The following is a 17,983-nucleotide window of genomic DNA, read 5'->3' on the forward strand; positions in this document are numbered from 1 at the left end:
ATGTGGGGTATGGAAAAGGGCCGCTCCAGCAGTCTGGAGCGGCCCTTCGTGTTCTGGGGCCTCTGGCGGCGCGGATCACGCCGCCAATGCCGCCTTCGCATCGGCCAGGATCATCTCGCTGCCCTTTTCGGCAACCATGATCGTGGGCGCATTGGTGTTACCCGAGGTGATGCGCGGGAAGACCGAGGCGTCGATCACGCGCAGCCCTTCCACGCCGCGCACGCGCAGCTGCGGATCGAGCGGGAAGCGTTCGTCCGGGCCCATCGCGACCGTACCGACCGGATGATAGACCGTGGCGGCCGCCATCTTCGCGTAGCCGAGGATTTCCTCGTCCGTCTCGCCGAAGGGATCGCCCTTCTGCGCCATATAGGGTTCCAGCGCCGGCTGCTGCCAGATCTTGCGGATGATCTTGAGTTGAGTGACGGCCATTTCCTGATCGTAGGCATCGGAGAAATAGTTCGGCACGATCTTCGGCGTCACCGTGCCATCCGGCGACTTGGCGTGGATCGAACCGCGTGATTCCGGACGCAGCTGGCAGGGGTTGGACGCAAGGCCCGGTTCCTTTTCCAGCTGCAGGCCCTGCGTGGTCGCCAGAACCTCAAGGTCCATGGAGGCGGCCATCACGTGGATCTGCATGTCCGGCGTCGCCAGTTCCGGCCGCGTCTTAAGGAAGCAGCAGCCATGGGCCACAGCCATGGAGAGCAGGCCCTTGCGGGTAAGGCCATACTTCACCACTTCCTTGACCAGATTGAGCCCGGTCGAGCGGTTGTTGATCGAATGCCAGTCTTCCTTCAGGCGTGCCTGGCAGCCGATCATCACGTGATCCTGCAGGTTCTCGCCGACCATCTTCGATTCATGCACCAGCTGAACGCCCAGTTCCTGCAGCAGCTGGCCCTGGCCGATGCCGGAGATTTCCAGCAGCTTGGGGCTTTCCACCGAACCGGCAGCCAGGATCACTTCGCGCGCGGCATAGACGCGGCGGGTCTCGTCACCCTGGCGGAATTCCACGCCGATGGCCTTCTTGCCCTCGAACAGGATGCGAGTGGTCATGGCGCGGGTTTCCACGCGCAGGTTGGAGCGGCCCATGGCGGGGTGGAGGAACGCCACCGCAGTGGAACAGCGCGTGCCGTTGCGCTGCGTCACCTGGAAGAAGCTGGCCCCTTCCTGATCGCCGTCATTCAGATCGTGCTTGGCCGGAACGCCCGCCTCGACGCAGGCTTCGACCAGCGCCTTGGATACGGGGTGTTCCTCGGGGAAGTCCGAAACGCTCAGCGGGCCGCCCTTGCCGTGGAATTCGTCGGCGCCGCGCTGCTGGTCTTCGCTCTTGATGAAGTAGGGAAGGCAATCGTCCCAGCTCCAGCCCTGCGCGCCCATCTGGGCCCAGCCATCGTAATCGGCGGCCTGGCCGCGCACATAGAGCAGGCCGTTGATCGAGGAGGAACCGCCCAGCACCTTGCCTTTGGGCCATTTGTGCGGGCGCCCGCCGGTGCCTTCGTCCACTTCGGTTTCGTAGAGCCAGTTCACCTTCGGATCGTTCAGAGTCTTGCCGAAGCCGATGGGGATATGGATCATCATGTTGGACATGAACTGGCTGGGTTCGCGCAGCGGCCGGTCATCGCCGCCGGCTTCCAGCAGCACTACCTTGAATTCGCCGCTTTCCGTCAGCCGGTTGGCCAGCACGCAGCCGGCGCTGCCGGCGCCTACGATGACATAGTCCGCATGAAGGTCGCCCGACATACCGCAAATCTCCTCTCACATTTCCGCCGCGCAATAGCGCGATTCGCTTGCGCTGCAAGCTAGGGTTCTTCAAGCGGGGGGCAACGCAAAAATGCCGATTTCCGGAGAGCCCGATGATCAAGCCCGAACTTGAGTTTGTCTATGAAGCAGGTGGTGAACTGGATGCGCCGCGCCAGATAGGTACGACCTATGATGGCACGCGGCGGATCATCCCGATCCTGGCGGGCGGTTATGTCAAAGGTCCGCTGATTTCCGGGCGGCTGATGGGCAATTCGGCGGACTGGCAGTTGACCCGGCATGACGGGGTGACGGTGGCCGACGCTTTCTATGCGATCGAAACGGATGACGGCGCCCTGATCCAGATCCGCAACAAGGGCCTGCGTCACGGCCCGCCCGAAGTGATGGCGCGCCTTGCCGCCGGGGAAGAGGTCGATCCGGCCGATTATTATTTCCGCACCGTGCCGGAATTCATCGCGCCGGAAGGGCCCTATGAGTGGCTCAACCGGTCGATCTTCATCTGCGCCGGCGCGCGTTATGCCAGCAGCATCAAGCTGTGGGTCTGGCGCGTCCTCTGACGCCGCTGGGTGCTTGCCCGAAAGCCGCTGGGAGGCTAGGGCGAAGATGACAAAGTCCGGACTTCGCGAAGCGTCAGATTTATCAGGATCGTTCTGCGCGCGCGCGAGTTGAAGGCAGGTCTGGGTGAATTCTAGTAAGCTAGAAATAGAACAGGGAGATACTGAAATGGTCCGTCTTTCGCTGGCCTTGCGCCTTTCCACCGCCGCTGCCGCGCTTGGCCTCGCCGCCGCCGCGCTGGTAAGCCCGGCCGCTGCCGACACGCCCCCGCCGGGTGTGCCTGCGGACCTTACTTCGCTGCCGCCGACCCCGACGGACTATACTCCGGGCAAGACCCCGTGGGGCGACTGGGATTTCCGCGGCACCTGGCCGATCGAGAACCTGCCTTCCACCCGCATCCTGTTCCAGCGCATGAAGGGTTATGGCGACCGCATCTGGATCACGCCGGAAGAACATGAAAAGCGCGTGGCCAATGCCCAGCGTTCCGACGCGTCCTTCTCCAACGAGGGCGAAGGCCTCAATGTCGGCGGCACCGAAGGCCTGGTCGACTGGGTGAAGAATTCCACTTACGCCTGGCGCACGTCGATGCTGGTGAGCCCGCAGGACGGCCAGTTGCCGCCGCTGACTCCGCAGGGCGAGGCGCTCTACAAGGCCGGTCGTTCGGGCTGGGTCCCGGGCCAGGATTATGACTGGGTGGACGATTTCGACAGCTGGGACCGCTGCGTCTCGCGCGGCTTCCCCGCCTCGATGTTCCCCTTCCGCTACAATAACGGCATCCGCGTATTCCAGTCGCCGGGCTATGTCGTGATCATGCTCGAAATGCTCGGCAACCGCGTGGTGCCGATCGTGACGAAGGAACAGGCCAAGTCGATGCACTGGCCCAGCGACGTCGAAGCCTGGATGGGCAATTCGGTCGGTTACTGGGAAGGCAAGACGCTGGTGATCGAGACGACCAATATCGTCTCGGGCGACAGCGCCACGCGCGACGTTTCCAAGCGCGCCGCCTCGCCGCTGAACATGGCGACGCAGCACGTGCCGCCCTTCAACACCATTCCGATGAGCAAGCAGGCCAAGACGGTCGAGAAGCTGACCATGACCGGCCCGAATGCGATCCTCTACGAGATCACCTATTCGGACCCCGAGGTCTACACCAAGCCCTGGACCGCGCAGCTCGAATGGGCGCGTGACGAGAACTACCAGTTCTTCGAATATGCCTGCCATGAAGGCAATGTGCAGCTGCGCAACTATGTCTCGGCCTCGCGCGCGCACCGCGCCGATATCGCCGCAGGCAAGGAAAAGCCCGAGACGGCCGAAGAAGATTCGCGTTCGCGCTTCGCCAACCAGTTCGACTTCGACCCGGTGGCACCGGGCGCGCCGTCCTTCGGCCCGCCGCCGGCTGCGCCTTCGCGCGGCGAGTAATCGCTCGCTGGCCGCATGCGCGGCATTGGGATAGCGTCCCCGCAGACGTGGCCTAGCCGCGTTTGCGGGGATGTTCCAATGATGCTGCCCGTCCGGAAACAGCGCGTTCTTCCTTTCTGTCTTGCGGTATCCGCACTCGCGGCAATTTGTGGCCGCGCCGATGCGTTGCCGCCTGATGTCGATCCCGACACCGCTTCGGCCCCAGAGTCAGACGCTACGACAAATGCCGTCTTGCCGAAGACGCCATGGGGCGATCCCGATCTTCGCGGGACCTGGCCGCTCCAGAATATCAGCGATGCCCGGATTCCGCTGGAGCGCCCAGTGGCGATGGGGCCTCGTGCCGAACTGACCGATGAGGAATTCGCCGAACGGCTGAGCGCGGCCGAAGAGTCCGATGCTGCCTATTCGGTCGAGATCGACGGGGACGGCACGATGGGCCTTGCGGATTGGCTGCGGGCCACACCGTTCGGCCGGCGCACATCCCTGATCGTCAGCCCGGCGAATGGGCGCCTGCCGCCGCTGACCCCGCAGGCAGCAGAGCTTTATGCGAAAGGCCGGTCCACCTGGCAGTCAGCCGATGTGGTGGATTGGATCAGCGATCTCGATCCCTTCGAACGCTGTATCACGCGGGGCTTCCCGGCGGTGATGCTGCCGCAGCCCTATAATAACGGCATTCGCGTGTTTCAGTCGCCGGGCTACATCGTCCTCCAGCTCGAAACCTTTGGAGTGCGCGTGATCCCGCTTGGCCCCACGCAGCCATGGCCAGCCCAGATGCGCGCATGGCACGGCAACAGCCGTGGGCACTGGGAAGGCGATACGCTGGTAATCGAGACGAGCAATATCGTCAGCGGCGACAGCGCCACCACCGATCTGGCGAAACGTGCCGCAGGCCCCATCCCCGGGCGCAACAATGCGACCTTGCCGGTCGGCCCGGCTGCCAGAGTGACCGAACGGCTTACGAGGACCGGGCGCGACACGATTGCTTATGCAGTGACCTATGACGATCCCGCCGTCTTCACGGCCCCGTGGACGGCAGACCTGCAATGGACTCGCGACGAGAGCTACACGATCTTCGAATATGCCTGCCACGAGCGGAACACGGTCACCGAAGCCATCGAGGCCTCTCGTGCGAAGCGGAGGGCGGAAGCCGCAGCCGTGGCAGGCAATTAGTCAGGTAGTCAGGCGATCCTGATATCCAGCAGCGATGGCCCCGTCTGGGCGAAGCTCCATTCCAGCGCCTCGTCCAGTTCTCCGACCGTATCCACCCGCCGCGCGGGCACGCCGTGCCCTTCAGCGATGCTGACGAAGTCCAGCCCGCTCAGGTCGCAACCCGGCACGTGGTTCATGCCGAACTCGCCGGAAAATCCGGTCAGCGCGGCATAGGCGGAATTGTTGAGGATCAGGAAGCTGACATTGGCCGCTTCCAGCTTCGCCGCGAACAGGCCCTGGATCGTGTACATCGCACTGCCATCGCCAAGGATCGCCACGACCTTGTCCGGCTGACCCAGAGCAATGCCGATGGAGGCGGGCAGCGAATAGCCAAGGCCCCCGCTGGCGCAGGTGTAGAACCCGCCCTCGCGCGTGATGGGCAGCACGTCATGTTCCGGCCCGCGCGCGGTGGGGGCCTCTTCCACGATCACGGCCTGCTCGGGCCGCAGCTCCGATACGCGCTTCAGCACATAGGGGGCGTTCATCGCCGGATCGGGGTTCTTGAGCTGGTGGCTGGTGCCGCTGAACGCACGTTCCTTTGTGAATTCCGCAAGGATCGCCAGCCCGGCCCCGACATCGCCCAGCACACCGAAGCCACCGGGCAGAGCGGCAAGGTGATTGGGATCGTCGCTCAGCGCGGCAAGCTGCGCATGTTGCGGCCAGTGCGGCCCGCTGCCTTCGACGTGATAAGTGAAGACCGGCGCGCCCGCGACGAGGATCGCATCATAGGGCGCAAGCAGTGTCTGGATCTGGTCGCGCCAGGCGGGCAGGAAGCCGGCGAATTGCGGATGGGTTTCCGGGAAGGTCTCGCGCGCGGCATAGGGCGCGGCCCACACGCTGGCGCCGATCTTCTCGGCCAGTTCGATCGCATCGTCCCACCCGCCGCAATTGGCGACACCGGTGCCGAGCACCAGCGCGGGCTTTTGCGCCGCATCGAGCATCTCCGCGATCCGGGTCAGCCCGTCGCCATCGGGCGTGCGCGACAGGGTGACTTGCGGCAGCAGCGGCATTTCGCATTCGCGGTCCCAGTCATCCACCGGGATGGAAACGAACACCGGCCCCATCGGCGGGGTCAGCGCGGTGATGAAGGCCCGGATCAGCGCCTGCGGCACATCCTGCGCGCGGGCAGGCTCCACCGAGAACTTCACATAGGGGCGCGGGAATTCGGTCGCCCGTTCGGCAAACAGGAACGGATCGTAAGGCAGGATGCTGCGCGCCTGCTGCCCGGCGGTGACGACAATGGGCGTGTTGTTCTTGTAGGCGGTGAACAGATTGCCCAGCGAATGGCCCGTGCCTGCCGAGCTGTGCAGGTTTACCAGCGAAGGCTTGCCCGTGGCGCGGGCATAGCCATCCGCCATGCCCATCACCACGGCCTCGTTGAGGCCCATGACATAGGGGAAGGGCATGGCCTTCAGCATGGGCAGTTCGGTGCTGCCCGGATTGCCGAACAGCCGGTCCACGCCGAAATGCTGGAAGATACGGAATGCCGCCTCGCGGACAGTGACGATTTCAGTGTTCATGATTTCAGACAGGCTCCCCGCCGGCGCGTGCGCGATCCAGCATGGTTGATTCATCGCGGTTGATGCGCAGCAGCACCACCAGCAGGATTAGGACGATGGCCGGGCACACCACGTTGACCGAGATGATTGCCTGGCCCAGATCCCCGCCATTCTTGTCGCTCACGATGCCCACGAAATAGGGGCCCATGCCAAGGCCGAGCAGGGTGGAAACGATGATGTAGACCGAACTTGTGATGCCCCGCATGCGCGGCAGGACCAGATCGTACATCAGCGAATAGATCGGCGGCAGCCACAGGGTGAGGATCAGGCTGTAGGCCGTAAAGCGCAGATAGAAGCTGGTCGCATCCGCCGCGCTGTAGGTCCAGATGCCGAAGAAGGGCGAGATGCCCAGTGCCGCAAGGGTCAGCCACACGCGGCCCCTGCCGCCCAGGCGGCGCGTGAGGAAGTCCGAGAGCGGACCGGCCACCACCGGGCCGACAATGCCGAGCGCGGCGGACAGCAGGCCGAACTGCAGGCCGGTGGCGGCGGGGGAAAGGCCGAATTCGCGGATCAGGAAGGAGGGCGTGAAGCCCATCACCCCGTAATTGATCGAGGTCTGCAGGCCGCCCACAACCATCAGCAGCATCAGCGAGGGCGAGAGGATCACGTTATAGGCGGGCTTGTCCGTCAGCTTGAAGCTCTGGAACAAGTTCACGATCACGAAGGCGCCGAAGGCCACGACGAACCATTGCAACACATGCGGGTCGAAGGACATGCCCAGCGCCTCGATCGGCGGGCGGGGGGAGAAGCCCTGCGTCACCTTGGTCATGCCGATGCAGACCAACAGGATCAGGGCGAGGGCGACGATGTTGATCGTCCATTGCTTCGCGCCCGCCTTGCGGTGCCAGAGATAGAACCAGTTGGTGCCCGGCGTCACCGCCGCCAGCACGCCCGCGCTGGACTTGAAGGGCGCCGGGTCTTTCGGCGCGGTAATGCCGTCCATCCCGCCGCGCACCGGCTCGCGCATGCGCCAGATCAGCCAGGCGAGCGGCAGGCCGGGGATCGAGGCGATGAGGAAGGCCGCTTGCCAGCCGGAGAAGCCGCCCGGCCCGCTGCCATCGGGGAAGGCCGTGTCCCACCACTGCGCGACTACGCCGCCAAGGGTCATGGAAAGGCCCAGGCCCAGCGCCACGGCGATGCCCAGCGCGGCCATGGCCGTGCCGCGCAGATGGCGCGGGAATTCGTCGAAGATGATCGAATTGGCGGCAGGCTGCGTCGCCGCCTCGCCGATCCCCACGCCGAGGCGCGAGATCGCGAGCAGAGTGAAGCTTTGCGCAAAGGCGGCAAGGCCTGCCGAAATCGACCAGGCCGCAAGACAGATCGCCAGCAGCTTGGTGCGCACCCAGCCATCGACCAGACGGCCGAGGGGGAGCGAGAACAGGGCATAGAACAGCGCGAAGAGCGTGCCGTAAAGCAGGCCCAGCTCGGCATCGCCGATCCCCAGATCCTCGCGGATATGGGGCGCCAGGATCGAGAGAATCTGCCGGTCGAGCAGGCTCATCGCCTGTGCGGCGGATACCATGGTAAGCGCGTACCAGCCTGCGCGGCTGACCTTTTTGCCCTCGCTCAGGCCTTCATCGGCTGTGCTGGTGGCCATCGCTCAAGTCTCCTCCCTGTCGGGTCTTGGCTGCCTTTGCGGCATGCAGGCCCGATCCGTATCTCGTCTGTCGAACCAGCTTAACGCAAGGCGGCCGCGATCGTTTCCGCAATCGGCGTGGTCGGGTGGCCGATCAGCCTGCCCAGAGTGCCGCTATCGTCCTCAAGCGCGCCCAGGCTGGTGCTGTAGGCCGAATTGGCGATGACCCTGGCGACATATTCGGGGAAGCCGTTTTCCACCAGCGATTGGACGTATTCTTCCTCGCCCATGTTCACATAGGTGACCGGCTTGCCCGTCTGGCGCGAAAGTTCGGCGGCAAATTCGGACAGGGTCCAGCCGTGGTCGCCTGCCAGTTCGTAAATATCGCCGCCCTTGCCGGTCACCAGCACGGCAGCGGCGCCTTCGGCCAGATCCTTGCGCGAGGCGGAGTTGATCTTCCCGTCGCCCTGCGCGCCGGTAATCACGCCGGCTTCCGCCTGCGCGGCAACGGCCATCACGAAATTCTCATTATACCAGCCATTGCGCAGCACGTCATAGACAAGGCCGCTGGCTGCCAGCGCAGCCTCGGTCGCGCGATGTTCCTCGCCCAGCTTGATGGGCGAACGGTCCGCATGGAGGATGGAAGTATAGGCGATATAGCCGACGCCCGCTTCCTTCGCGGCATCGATCACGGCCTGATGCTGGCGCGGGCGCTGGCCGAGTGCACTGCCGGAGATCAGCAGCAGCCGGTCTATCCCGGCAAGGGCGGGGGCGAGCGTTTCGGGCGCGTCGTAATCGGCCGCACGCACATCCACGCCCTTTGCCGCATAATCGGCCAGTTTCGCCGGATCGCGCGCCAGCGCGACGACATCGGCGGCGGGCACTTTCTCCAGCAGAGCGTCAAGCGCCAGATGGCCGAGCTGGCCGGAAGCACCGGCGATGGCATAGGTGGTCATGTCTCTCTCCTGCGGTCCGTTCAGGTGCGGACTTTGGCCTCGATTACGAAATGGTTGTCGGAGAGAGGCACCGCCTGCGTCAAGGCGAGATTGCCGCATGCCAGCAATGCCTCGAATTCCGCCAGCGTGCGTTCCTTGCCGTCCCACAGCATCATGGTGAGATCGCCCTGCGCGGCCTTGGCGTGATCGGCCCGCGCTTCGAAACGGTCGGGCATGATGCGGTCGATCACCACCACTGTCCCGCCACTTTGCGTGGCGGCCTCGCCCACGCGCGCGACGATCCGCTGCGCATAGGCATCGTTCCAGTCATGCAGGATATATTTCAGCACATAGCACTCTGCCGCCTCGGGCAGCGGATCGAAGAAGCTGGCCGTTACGAAGCGTGCGCGGTCGCTGAGACCCTCTTTCTCGAACAGGGCCAGCGCACCTTCCCGTGCATGGGCGAGGTCCAGCACGCAGCCGCTCGCTTGCGGCGCGGCTTTCAGCAGTGTGGCCAGCACCGCGCCATAGCCGCCGCCGACATCGGCAAGCGTGGCGAAGCGCGTGAAGTCATAGGCTGCGGCAGCCTCGGCGGCGAAGCGGCGGCTGTTATCGACCATGGACTGGTTGAAGATCGCGGCGGCTTCCGGCCGGTCTGCGAATTCGGCGAAACCGTCCGGCCCGTGGGCAATGCCTGCGGGCGGGCGGCCCTTGCTGACGCATTGGGCCAGTTCCGCAAAGGCGGGGGAAAGCTGGGTGCCGACATGCAGCGCCATGCCCTTGAGCGAGAGCGGGCTGTCGCTTCGCAGGCACTGGCCCATTTCGGTGAGGGCGAAGCGGCCCTCCCCTTCATCGCTCACCAGGCCGAGGGCGGCCATGGCGCGCAGCAGCCGGGCGAGCGCCGAAGCATCCGCGCCCAGATCGGCGGCGAGGGCGGAGGCGGACACCGCCCCCGCACCCCCCAGCCTGTTCATCGCATCCGCCACGCCCAGCCTTGCTGCGGCAGTGACGACATGCGGCTTCCAATAGGCGCCGATCAGTTCGCGAAGCTGATCCTGAGCGGTCGCCATTGCGGTCAGAGCTTGAACCAGCGTTCCGCGTTGGTCTGGAAGAACTTCTTCTTCTGCGCGTCGCTGATGTCCATGTCGTCCAGCCAGCGCACTTCGTCGGGCAGGTACTGATAGGGATAATCCATCGCGTACATCACCCGGTCCTCGCCCATCACCTCGATCATCAGCTTGATCGCGGGGGCGAAGGCCATGCCGCTATTGGTGGCCAGCACGTTGTTGCGCAGATAGTGGAACAGATCGTGCTGCAGCGGCTGGAGGCGTTCATACCGCTTCGAGCGGACACCCGCCAGATGCATGTAATTGTGGCGATAGATCCAGTAGGGGATCGCCTCGCAGCCATGGCCCAGCATCATCTGCAGGCTGGGATAGCGGTCGAACACGCCCGAGGTCATCATGCGCAGGCCGTGGAAGCTGGTTTCCACGCCGAAGCCGAATACCGCGCCATCGAGGCCGGCTTCCACCATGGTGCCGATCATGCCGTCCGGCGGGCCCTGCGGGTGGATGTAGAGCGGCAGGTCCAGATCGGCGCAGGCGCGCAGGATCGGGTCGAACTGTTCCTCGTCCAGATAGCGCCCATGGGTGTGGCTGTTGATCTGCACGCCGTGGAAGCCCAGTTCTTCCTTGCCGCGCTTGAGTTCTTCGGCCGACCATTCGGGATCGATCGGCGCGATGGCGATCATACCGTGGAAACGGTCGGGATAGCGTTCGCAGGCGGCCTTCAGCTCGTCATTCGAATTGCGCGCGATGCGGCGTGCCTCTTCGGGATCGAACAGGGACTGCGTGCCCGGGCTGGTCAGCGCCAGCACGGCCTTGTCGATACCGGCATCGTCCATCGCCTGGATGCGCAGTTCGCCCAGATCGAGCAGGCGCTCGCGGATGAAGGTGGTGCGTTCCGACGCGCTGGTGCCGTAAAAGCCCCACAGCGACATGGTGCCCTTGTCGGCGCGGCCTTCCTTCACCAGGCGCATGATCGCGTCGAACTGTTCCTGGGTGGCAAAGGCTTCTTCTGTGGCAATGCGCAGATAGCCGCGATCGCCACCGGTCTTGAGTTCGTGAGTCATTTCAGTTCCGAATATTGCTGGAGCTGCGGGCCCTGCATGAGGGCCCGCGCCCGGATTTCCTTCGTGGCCGGATTACCCTTCGTGGCCAATTACCCTTCGTGAACAGCCTTGGTCACCATGCAGGCAAGCACGCCCTCGGGGCCGTCTTCGCTGCCGTGGCCGGACCATTTCACGCCGCCGAACGGAGCGTCGGCGCCGCCGATCATGTGGCTGTTGATGCCGATCATGCCGGATTCGATCTCGCGGGCCAGACGCTGCTGGCGCTTGGCATCGCCGGTCCAGGCATAGGCCGCCAGGCCGAAGGGCAGGCGGTTCGCCTCGGCGATCATCTCTTCCTCGCCCTTGAACGGGTTGATCAGCGCGACGGGGCCGAACGGTTCCTCGTTCATGATGTCCGCATCCAGCGGAATCTCGGACAGGACGGAGGGAGCATAGAAGAAGCCCTGATTGCCGATCCGCTCGCCACCGGTGCCCAGCTTGGCGCCCTTGTCCTTGGCCTGGCCGATCAGACGGTCCATCGCTTCGGGGCGGCGGGCATTGGCCATTGGGCCCATCTGGGTGCCGTCCTGCAGGCCGTCACCCACCGTGATCGCCTTGGCGCGTTCGATGAAGCCGTCACGGAACTTCTCGAACACGTTCTCTTCAACGATGAAGCGGGTGGGCGAAACGCAGACCTGGCCGCAATTGCGGTATTTGCCGCCAACGGCGGTTTCCAGTGCCTTGTCGATATCGGCATCGCCGAACACCAGCACCGGGCCATGGCCGCCCAGTTCCATCGTGGTGCGCAGCATGTTTTCCGACGACAGCTTGAGCAGGTGCTTGCCGACCACGGTAGAGCCCGTGAAGCTGAGCTTGCGGATGATCGGGCTGCCCAGCAGGTGGCGGCTCACTTCGTCCGGCACGCCGAACACGGCCTGGGCCACTTCCTTGGGCAGGCCCGCGTCATAGAAGCACTGCAGCACGGCAAGGGCCGAAGCCGGGGTTTCTTCCGCCGACTTGAGGATCACGGAGCAGCCGGCCGCGATGGGCGCGCCAAGCTTGCGGCCCGGATTGCCGATGGGGAAGTTCCACGGGGCGAAGGCGGCGACGGGGCCGACCGGCTCGTGCCGCACGACCGAGCGGAAACCGTCCGGGCGGACGAGTTCGCGGCCATAGATGCGCTGGCATTCGCCGGCGTAGAAATGGAACAGGCCGACATTCATCATCACTTCGATGCGGCTTTCGGCCAGCGGCTTGCCTTCTTCCATCGTGGCGATGCGGGCGATTTCCTCCTGCCGTTCCGCCATAAGGCGGGCGGCGCCCGAAAGCACTGCGGCGCGCTGTGCGGCAGTGGCCTTGCGCCAGATCTTGAAGCCGCGATCAGCCGTTTCCAGCGCGCGGTCGAGATCGGCGGGGTCCGCCAGCGGCAGTTCGCCCAGCGTTTCGCCGGTAACCGGGTTGACCACGGGGAAAGTCCGGCGTCCGCCGCCCGAGACCTTCTCGCCGTCGATAACCATGTGGAGGGAGGGGTATGCACTCATTTCAAGCAACTCCGTTCGCCCGGGGAATGTCGCAGCGCGGTTGATCCATTGCTCCCGAGTTGCAAGCGAAAAAGCGCCTGCGGGTGCGGCCCTGCGTCATACGGGAGGCATTTTGTCGCGGGCCGAAGTGAATTCGGGCCGATGCGAAAAAGGGAGGCGACCGTGCGCCTCCCTCCTTCAAACTTACTTTGCGGCTTCGGCCTGCTTGGCCGCAGCGCGTTCCGCATCGCGCTTGGCATCGCCTTCCCAGCGGCTGGCCACCATTTCCTCACCCGTGATCGGGTGCTTCATGTGGAACGGCAGCAGCTTGTGGGTCGGCCACAGCCAGTGATCCTCGATCAGCTCGTCCGGACCGGCGGGGTCTTCGGGATAGAGCGTCTTGGGGAAGGGGACATATTCCGCATCGGTATAGGCCCAGCCCTTGTCGAAATCGGCATGCCAGTGCGGGAAGTAGTTCAGCACCTGAATGCGCCACTTGCCGTCGGCACCCTTGGTATAGGTGTTCTCGTAGAGGCCGCCTTCCCACCACTGGCGCACGCCCAGGCCAGCGGCCGGATCGGCGTAATCCTTGTGGCGGCCAGCCTGCATCGTGCTGCGTCCGCGCAGGCGAGCGGTCTTGCCGTCGGCATCGATGTCCACGATCGCCTGGATCTGCGGATGGTCCAGCAGGAAGCCATCGACCGGGCCGTTGTTATTGTGAGTGAAGCGCTTGCGGAAGCGGTCGATATAGAGTCGGGCCACGCCGGCCTTGCCCTTGTAGACCCCGCCGAAGAACCGCACTTCGCCATCGTCGGCAAACAGGTCCACCACCTGATCGTACATGCATTTGTCGATCAGATAGCCGTAGAGGTACTGAAGCTTCTTCACGTCCAGCTCGTCCTCGCGGACGGTCAGGCGCTGTTCGAGCTGGGCCAGCTTGGCTTCAAGCGCGGCAACCCGGTCATCGGACATGTAACTCTCTCCCAGATTAGTAAGCTTTGCTTACAAATTGCGCAGTGGCATTGACCTGTCAACGACAAGCTTCAGCCACGGTGATGCCCCGACCTGTTGCCCTGATTTTCGTATCGCGGCTTACTTGCCCTCGGCCTCCAGCCGCGCCACTTCCTCGCGATAGGGCTTGATGCCGCGCCACATGAAGAAGGTTGCGGTGGGCAGGAAGATCAACGCGGTGATCAGGATCGCTTCCCAGATCTTGTCCTCGTCGCCCACGATATAAGTGCTGACCGAACCGATCACCCAACTGCCCAACCCGCCGAAGAAGGTGAACATGAACAGGTAGAGCGCGCTGACCTGCCCGCGCATCTCGTTGGGGACGATGCGCTGCACGGCGGCGTTCTGCGCCGGGGCGCCGGCCAGGCCGAAGAACACGCCCAGCGCCATCATCGCCACTGCCAGTTCGCCCGTGGGCATCAGCGGGGCGGCGATGGTGGTCACCGTGGTGCAGGCGAAGATGATCGCCGTGGCGCGGATATTCGCGTCCTTGTAGCGCTTGCCCATCCAGGTCACGAAGAGGCCGCCGGTGAAGATACCGGCAAGCATGGCAACCAGCAGCAGCGTGCCGAGCAGGGCGCCGGTTTCTGCCTCGTTCCAGCCATAGGTGCGGGCCATGAAGGGAATGCGCCATGCGGGCAGGCCCTGGCTTTCGACCGCGGACAGGGCCAGCGCGGCGAAGAGCGGCAGGAACACCGTCTTGCGCTGCCAGATCGCCACGGCGGCATCCCAGCCCATGAAGGCGGCGAACTTGCGGCCGAACGAGGCGTCGCCTGCCACCAGCTGGGCCGATCCGGCCGGGCTGCGGCGCGGCGGTTCCTTGACCATCAGGAAGATCAGCGCGGCCAGCAGGCCCGGCAGGCCGATCATGATCAGCACCAGCTGCCAGCTGAAAATCTCGATGCCGAGCAGCGAAATCCGGTCGGCCATGGTGGAGGTCCAGGCGATCATCTGGCCGCCCAGGATATTGCCGAAGGAACTGCCCCCGATATAGCCGAGCTGCAGCAGCGCGAAGACCAGGGGAATGCGCAGCGGGCGGAAATAGTCGCTCAGCAGCGAATAGGAACCCGGCCCGTTGGCCGAACTGGATGCGCCCACGAACAGGCGCGTGCCGACCAGCTGCGCAAAGCTTTGCGCGATGCCGCCCAGCGCCATGATCGAGCCGAGCAGGGCGATACCTCCGGATAGGACGTATTTACGGGGGTAGATGTCCACCAGGCGGGCCAGCGGAATGCCCACGATCACATAGGCGATCAGGCTGGCCGGGCCGAGCAGGAAGCCCAGAGTCGCATCGGAAATGCCGAAGCTGCCCTTCATCTTTTCGGCCAGCATGCCGAACACGGTCTGGTCGAAGAAGGTGATGAAAGTGGCGAAGATGATCGCGAAGAGAGCAAAAAAGCCCGCCCGTTCCGATGGCCAGGGCTGGGTAGAACCCGCGCTGTCGCTCGAGCCGGCAGTCAAATCCTGTGCATTGGGCGCGATGGCCATTGCCTGATCCCCTCCTGGAACGTCTCTCTATGTTTCGGAGACTCGCGGATTGTGCTTGGCCATTTTGTAAGTGGTGAATACAAAAAGGCGAAGCGAAAATTGACATTGTCCGTAACGCCAAAAGGCTACGGCGACACAAGGGAGAGTGCACCATGCAGGCCAGTTCAGGCAAGCGTTCGCAGCAGGATTTCGGCGCGTGAGCGGCGGGGCGACGCAGGCGGCATATGCCGAGGATCGCGCGGCGATCGAAGACCTCATGGCGCGCTATCTCTTCGCGATGGATTGGGGCGATTACGACGCCTATCTCGACATGTTCACCGAAGATGGCGAGCTGGAATTCGCGCGCGGCACTGCCAAGGGCCGCACGGCGATCAGCGAGAGCGTGCGCGCCTTCAAGCAGGCGATCGGCAATTTCTACAAGGATGCCGACGGCAACCCGGCCATCCTGCGCCACATCATCGCGCAGACGGTGATCCGGGTGGAAGGCGACCGCGCCTTCGCCGTGGCCTTCTGGTGGGAAATGGCCAATGACGGGCCGGGCGGCAAGCCCAAGGCCGGCACCTTCGGCACTTATGAGGACGAACTGGTGAAGCAGGATGGCCGCTGGCTGTTCAGCAAGCGCCGCATCCTCAACGAATTCCTCGAAGGCCGGGCGACGGGCGAGATCAACCCCGTGCGCCTGCTCGACGAACGGGCGGAAAGGGCCGGCGCATGAGCGATCCCGCCCAGCTTGCCCGCGACCGGGCCGAGATCAAGGACCTGATGGGCCGCTATCTCTTCGCAATGGACTGGCACGATGCCGATGCCTACGCCGCCTGCTTCACCGAGGATGGCGTGCTCGATTACGCCATGGCCACGATCGTGGGCCGCGATGCGATCCGCGAAGGCGCAGTGAAGTTCCGCGAGGCGGTGGGCAAGCTGTTCACGCGGGAAGACGGCAGCCCCGCGATCCTGCGCCATGTGCTGGACCATATCGTGATCCGCGTGGAAGGCGACGAGGCATGGACCACTGCCTTCTGGTGGGAAATGACCGATGGCGGCCCGCGCCGCACGCCCGAGATCCAGAGCTTCGGCACCTATGAGGACGAGCTTGTGCGGCAGGACGGTCAGTGGCTGTTCAGGCGCCGCAAGATCTACAACGAATTCATTCCGGGCCGGGAATCCCCCGTCGAGAACCCGGTCCACCAATATGACGAGGCGGCACGCGCCGCTGCTGCGAGGAACTGAGGCGATGAAGGATTTTGCGGGCCGTACGGCTTTCGTCACCGGGGGCGCCAATGGCGTCGGCATCGGCATCGTGCGCAACCTCCTCAATGAAGGCTGCAAGGTCGCGATTGCCGATATCCGTCAGGATGCGATCGACCGGGCACTGGCAACGCTGGACAATCGCGAAGTGATGGGCGTGCAGCTTGATGTCGCCAGCCGCGAAGGCTTCAAGGATGCGGCGGACAGGGTAGAGGCCGAATTCGGCCCGGTCAGCCTGCTGTTCAACAATGCCGGCATCAACCTGTTCCAGACGATCGAGGACAGTTCCTACGACGATTGGGACTGGGTGCTGGGCGTCGATTTCAACGGCGTAGTGAACGGGGTCATGACCTTCGCCCCGCGCATGAAGGAGCGCGCGCTTTCCGGCGCAGTGAAGGGCGGCCACATCGTCAACACCGCCAGCATGGCCAGCTTCATCGCGGGCGGAGCGCCGGGTATCTACAATACCGCCAAATTCGCGGTGCGCGGCCTGTCCTATTCGCTGCGCCATTCGATGTACAAATACGGCATCGGCGTGTCGGTGGTGCATCCCGGCCTCGTGAAGAGCTACATCTATGCCAGCGACGACGTGCGGCCCGATGCGCTGAAGGGGGCGATGAAGCCGGTGGATGCCGATGCAGTGAAGCGGCTGGAAGGCGTCCACGAATTCGGCATGGAGCCGGACGTCATCGGCGCGCGCATTCTGGACGGCGTGCGGGAGAACCGCGCGAATATCTTCACGCACCCCGATCACAAGGAAGAGCTGAAGGAACTGTTCGACGAGATCCTGGCCGATTACCGCGACTATCCGCAGGATCCGGGCTTCGAACAGCGCGTCGCCTTCGAGAAGATGCGGCGCGACAATTTCGAGGAAACCCGCCGCGCCGCCGATGCGGTGCAGTGAGTGTTAAGGCCGGGCGTGGCAGGCACGGGGCAATGAACCGCATTCTCCTTGCCGCCGCGCTGGCCCTCACAGCCTCTTCCGCATTGGCCCAGACGGGCAATGGGCCTGCAGGGGCGCAGCAGCTCGATCTCGAACAGAAGACCATGCTGCGCTGCTCTGCCGCCTTTGCGATCATAGCCAGCGAACAGGCGCGCGGCGTGAAAAGCGCGCTCGCCTATCCGCCGCTGGGCGAGAGGGGGAAGGAATTCTTCGTCCGCTCCAGCGCCCGGCTGATGGGCGATCTGAAGCTCAGCCGCGAACAGGTCCAGGCGCTCTACAAGGCGGAAGTCGGCCATTTGCAGGATGAGAGCATGGCGGCGAAAGAGCCGCAGAAGTTCGTGAGCGGGCTCATGCAGCCCTGCCTGCTGCTGTTGGACGCTTCGGGGATTTGAGGCAGCCCCGCCATGTTGTCATCCCGGCCCTGTGCCGGGATCCCGCTATTTCTTTCTTAGGAAGCTGGACCCCGGCACAAGGCCGGGGTGACAGGGTAGAGCGGGGCGAGCCTCATCCGTCGTCCCGGGCTTGACCCGGGACCGCTGTGATCTGGGCGCCCGGCGGCCAGCGATCCCGGCTCGACCGCAGGGAGGTTTATCCTGAGCCTGACGAAGGGCCGGGATGACGAATTGGTGTGCCACCTTGACAATGTGAACCATTTGGG

16 protein-coding genes are annotated in these 17,983 nt (G+C 64.3%); 7 read left to right on the top strand and 9 right to left on the bottom strand.

Translation table 11 applies throughout. From position 1 onward, the window contains the following. Positions 1–75 precede the first annotated feature (75 nt). Entirely contained in the window at positions 76–1,737 is a 1,662-nt protein-coding gene (locus tag WFP36_RS16165; RefSeq protein WP_336982025.1) for a GMC family oxidoreductase, read from the bottom strand. Between the two features lie 113 nt (positions 1,738–1,850). On the opposite strand from WFP36_RS16165, the gene WFP36_RS16170 reads away from it, so the two are divergent. From WFP36_RS16170 to WFP36_RS16180, 3 genes are all read left to right on the top strand, one after another. Next, complete coding sequence (locus tag WFP36_RS16170) at positions 1,851–2,312, top strand: DUF3237 domain-containing protein (protein WP_336982027.1); 462 nt, start codon at positions 1,851–1,853, stop codon at positions 2,310–2,312. Between the two features lie 166 nt (positions 2,313–2,478). Further along, positions 2,479–3,729, top strand: a complete 1,251-nt coding sequence (locus WFP36_RS16175) for a hypothetical protein (protein ID WP_336982029.1) — start codon at positions 2,479–2,481, stop codon at positions 3,727–3,729. Between the two features lie 231 nt (positions 3,730–3,960). Beyond that, on the top strand, positions 3,961–4,899 hold the full coding sequence (locus WFP36_RS16180; protein WP_336982030.1) for a hypothetical protein: 939 nt from the start codon (positions 3,961–3,963) through the stop codon (positions 4,897–4,899). Between the two features lie 8 nt (positions 4,900–4,907). Here the strand turns inward: WFP36_RS16180 and mdlC are convergent, their stop codons facing one another. The 8 genes from mdlC to WFP36_RS16220 all read right to left on the bottom strand — a co-directional run bounded on the left by mdlC (position 4,908) and on the right by WFP36_RS16220 (position 15,137). Continuing rightward, positions 4,908–6,458, bottom strand: a complete 1,551-nt coding sequence (gene mdlC / locus WFP36_RS16185) for a benzoylformate decarboxylase (protein ID WP_336982032.1) — start codon at positions 6,456–6,458, stop codon at positions 4,908–4,910. Positions 6,459–6,462: 4 nt separating this feature from the next. Continuing rightward, positions 6,463–8,094, bottom strand: coding sequence for an MFS transporter (locus WFP36_RS16190; protein WP_336982033.1), 1,632 nt, complete (start codon positions 8,092–8,094; stop codon positions 6,463–6,465). An 80-nt stretch (positions 8,095–8,174) separates the two neighbouring features. Then, positions 8,175–9,029 (bottom strand): SDR family oxidoreductase, encoded by an 855-nt coding sequence (locus tag WFP36_RS16195; protein WP_336982035.1) that lies wholly within the window; start codon positions 9,027–9,029, stop codon positions 8,175–8,177. 20 nt (positions 9,030–9,049) lie between these two features. Further along, complete coding sequence (locus tag WFP36_RS16200) at positions 9,050–10,078, bottom strand: methyltransferase (protein ID WP_336982037.1); 1,029 nt, start codon at positions 10,076–10,078, stop codon at positions 9,050–9,052. 5 nt (positions 10,079–10,083) lie between these two features. Beyond that, the gene (locus WFP36_RS16205) at positions 10,084–11,139 is read right to left on the bottom strand and encodes an amidohydrolase family protein (protein ID WP_336982038.1); all 1,056 of its coding nucleotides are present in this window, start codon (positions 11,137–11,139) and stop codon (positions 10,084–10,086) included. Between the two features lie 89 nt (positions 11,140–11,228). Further along, positions 11,229–12,659, bottom strand: coding sequence for an NAD-dependent succinate-semialdehyde dehydrogenase (locus WFP36_RS16210; protein ID WP_336982040.1), 1,431 nt, complete (start codon positions 12,657–12,659; stop codon positions 11,229–11,231). Between the two features lie 183 nt (positions 12,660–12,842). Continuing rightward, complete coding sequence (locus tag WFP36_RS16215; protein WP_336982042.1) at positions 12,843–13,610, bottom strand: nuclear transport factor 2 family protein; 768 nt, start codon at positions 13,608–13,610, stop codon at positions 12,843–12,845. 120 nt (positions 13,611–13,730) lie between these two features. Then, a complete protein-coding gene (locus WFP36_RS16220; protein WP_336982044.1) occupies positions 13,731–15,137 on the bottom strand; it encodes an MFS transporter in 1,407 nt (468 codons plus the stop codon). A 196-nt stretch (positions 15,138–15,333) separates the two neighbouring features. On the opposite strand from WFP36_RS16220, the gene WFP36_RS16225 reads away from it, so the two are divergent. Genes WFP36_RS16225 through WFP36_RS16240 form a run of 4 tightly spaced genes read left to right on the top strand, consistent with a single transcriptional unit; the run spans position 15,334 to position 17,717 of the window. Continuing rightward, the gene (locus tag WFP36_RS16225) at positions 15,334–15,852 is read left to right on the top strand and encodes a nuclear transport factor 2 family protein (protein WP_336982046.1); all 519 of its coding nucleotides are present in this window, start codon (positions 15,334–15,336) and stop codon (positions 15,850–15,852) included. Beyond that, positions 15,849–16,364, top strand: coding sequence for a nuclear transport factor 2 family protein (locus WFP36_RS16230; protein ID WP_336982048.1), 516 nt, complete (start codon positions 15,849–15,851; stop codon positions 16,362–16,364). Before WFP36_RS16225 ends, WFP36_RS16230 begins: the two co-directional genes overlap by 4 nt. A 4-nt stretch (positions 16,365–16,368) precedes the next feature. Then, the gene (locus tag WFP36_RS16235; protein ID WP_336982050.1) at positions 16,369–17,286 is read left to right on the top strand and encodes an SDR family NAD(P)-dependent oxidoreductase; all 918 of its coding nucleotides are present in this window, start codon (positions 16,369–16,371) and stop codon (positions 17,284–17,286) included. Positions 17,287–17,318: 32 nt separating this feature from the next. Further along, positions 17,319–17,717, top strand: a complete 399-nt coding sequence (locus WFP36_RS16240) for an aldolase/citrate lyase/malate synthase family protein (protein ID WP_336982051.1) — start codon at positions 17,319–17,321, stop codon at positions 17,715–17,717. Positions 17,718–17,983: the final 266 nt, after the last annotated feature.

Origin of the sequence: Fulverythrobacter fulvus (assembly GCF_037154085.1) — a bacterium.
GTDB lineage: Bacteria > Pseudomonadota > Alphaproteobacteria > Sphingomonadales > Sphingomonadaceae > Andeanibacterium > Andeanibacterium fulvum.